The following is a 2,470-nucleotide window of genomic DNA, read 5'->3' as shown; positions in this document are numbered from 1 at the left end:
ATCAAAATGAAGCTCAACGGCTTGAGTCCAGTGGCATACAGAACTCAGGCCGCGTAGCTTATTCAATCACTGTCCAATATTTGGGGCGCAGTTCAGATACTGGGTTCGTTCGTGATCGGGCACGCCGTCTGGAACAGGGTAGAACTGATCGTCTTGCGCCAGCTCGGCGAGCCAGCGCTGGTTCTGATCGAGGGTCAGCAGGTCTTTGGCGCCTCGCTCGCCATTCACATTGACCAGCGAGACGGACTGCATGAACCGTGCACGCTCGTCTTGGCTATTGAGCATTCGATTGCACTTGGCCGCCGTCCACTGCACCTCGGCGTAGGTGACGTGCAGCGTGCTGCTTCTGGAAAATACGAGTGCAACCTCTGGGTTCAGCGGACTGCGCTGGTCAGTGCTGACCTGTTTGCCTTCCCACAGTAATGCGCTGACAAGGCCATTTGTAATTCGGTACTCATGCAGAAGGCCCGTGCCGTTGTCGATGATATACAACCAGCCATCGCGCAACAGGCGCACGCCCAGTGGCCGCGTTTGCAGCGTGTAAGGTAACGCTACATCCGCAGTCGGAACATTGCGCTCGACCATGCCATACCGCAGCGGTAGCAGTTGCACCTTGGGCTGGCGCAAAGGGCAAGTGCCGTAGCTGAGGATGTCACTCTTGGATTCGGCAGCGGCGGCCAAGTTAGGGTCTTTACGACGGTTACTGTTCATCAAGGCGCTCCTGCGTTGCCGGTTGGTTGTTAGCCCAAGTGCGCGCCAGCTCGGCGGCTGCCGCAACGCGAGCGCTGGATGTCCCTGTGCAAGTACGGTCAAGCAACCGAGCAATTTCCGGGTGCTGCGCAATCGGCGAATCGCCAAGCCAGGCAAATATGTTGATGTAGTAAGTGAGGTCAGATTGGCTGCTGAAGCCCTGCGCGTAGGCATCCCTGACCTGCTGCTGCAACGCTGGCCAGCGCTGGGGCAAACTGTTTGATGTGCGAAGATCAGGAAAATACTCAAGCAGATGAGCATCAAGTTTCAACGTCGCCCGACGTAGATCGGCGCTATCCAAGGCGGTGTTTTGCTCAAGGCTCAAGCGGTATTTTTTGGGTAATACCGACCCGTCCGAAGCGAGGCGTTGATGGCGGTGCCAGCGATTTTCCACGCAATCGGCCAACACCAGGGTATCGATTGGCCCGAACAACCGCTCATCGCGGTCCGGCATAGCGAACAACGCATGGGTAACGGCCGGGTCAGCCAAGCGCAACATGACTTCGGGTCCGTCCGGCACGTGCACCGTCAGCAATTCACGCAAATGTCTGACCACGGCGTGCAACGGTTTTTCGCTGAACAGAAGGGCGCCCCACTCTTGTGAGGCATCGGCCAAAAATGCTTGAAAAACCGGATCGCTGGCGCCTTCGAGAACCACCAACCAAGGCGATATCTCGCTGATGGCATCAAATCGAGTCCCCGCGTACAAAGCAATTCGGGGGGCTGCGGGATGCCAAGCGGATAGTTTGCTTTTTAGATCAGGGACGGTGACGCCGTCGAGCAGCAAAAAAGCAGGGTGTTTTTCCCACGGCAAGTCTTGAGGAAAATCAACTAAAGCGCTCATGCTTGCGAGGCCTCTTCGCACAGCAGGCAGCGCGATTGATGCTGCGACAGCAGCGCTATCCTTTGCTGCGACGGTATGACCGGGCTGGTTAAAACGGGTACTTCTCCCGGCGCCAATGGCAGGGCAGGCGTTCCCGGCAGCGGAACCCCACCTAACACAATCGGCACGCTGGAGAAAATGCCCGCAGGGTTGAGCACCAGATGCTGTCCATTGATTGAAAGGGTCAGAGTGATGCCACCGTCGATAACGATGTTCTCGCCAGAAATATGTACTTCTTGCGCAGCCTCGATGACCAGCGCGCCACCGACGCGAGTGTGGCTGGAGCCGGCCACTTGCAAATGATCCCCCGCTGAGAGTTGCACCTTACGTGCGCCGGTGACTTTGAGGTTCTGCTCGGCTTTTATAACGGTGGTGCTGTTGCCCTTGATCGTTTCCAAGCGCTGGCCGCGCACTTCAAGACGGCTGTCGTTCTGAACCAGTTGCTCCATATCGCGCTGGGCACGCAGGTAGACCAACTCAGCGCCGTTGCGGTCTTCAAAGGAGACTTCGTTAAAGCCCTGGCTGGCCTTGGAGCTGCGGCTACGGAACACGCTTTTGGTTTTGTTCGCCGGTAACTCGTAAGGCACTGGATTTCGGTTGTTCGGCAAGCAGCCCATGACAATCGGCCGGTCGGCGTCGCCTTCCAGGTAGGAAATCAACACTTCCATGCCGACCCGAGGCAAGGTCACTGCGCCATGACTGTTGCCTGCCCAGCTGGATGCCACCCGCACCCAGCAACTGCTGGTTTCGTCATCCGGTTCAAGACGATCCCAGTGAAACTTGACCTTCACCCGGCCGAATTTATCGCAGTGAATTTCTTCGCCTTCAGGACCCGTG

Annotated in this window: 3 protein-coding genes; all 3 read right to left on the bottom strand. The window is 57.3% G+C overall.

Going from position 1 to position 2,470, the window contains the following annotated elements; all coding sequences use genetic code 11:
- Positions 1-66 precede the first annotated feature (66 nt).
- The gene (locus tag QN378_RS23275; RefSeq protein ID WP_323550673.1) at positions 67-711 is read right to left on the bottom strand and encodes a toxin VasX; all 645 of its coding nucleotides are present in this window, start codon (positions 709-711) and stop codon (positions 67-69) included.
- A complete protein-coding gene (locus QN378_RS23270; protein WP_323550674.1) occupies positions 701-1,594 on the bottom strand; it encodes a DUF4123 domain-containing protein in 894 nt (297 codons plus the stop codon). The genes QN378_RS23275 and QN378_RS23270 overlap by 11 nt, the downstream gene beginning before the upstream one ends.
- On the bottom strand, positions 1,591-2,470 hold an 880-nt coding region (locus QN378_RS23265; RefSeq protein WP_323570716.1), incomplete at its 5' end, for a type VI secretion system Vgr family protein. The genes QN378_RS23265 and QN378_RS23270, both read right to left, overlap by 4 nt.

It is taken from the genome of Pseudomonas sp. 10S5 (assembly GCF_035019745.1).
In the GTDB taxonomy this organism is placed as follows: domain Bacteria; phylum Pseudomonadota; class Gammaproteobacteria; order Pseudomonadales; family Pseudomonadaceae; genus Aquipseudomonas.
This window is presented reverse-complemented; position numbering and strand designations above follow the sequence as displayed.

Bases quoted from the DNA above. Each gene is read 5' to 3' on its own strand.
- QN378_RS23275 (WP_323550673.1), bottom strand. From the start codon at position 711: ATGAACAGTAACCGTCGTAAAGACCCTAACTTGGCCGCCGCTGCCGAA.
- QN378_RS23270 (WP_323550674.1), bottom strand. From the start codon at position 1,594: ATGAGCGCTTTAGTTGATTTTCCTCAAGACTTGCCGTGGGAAAAACAC.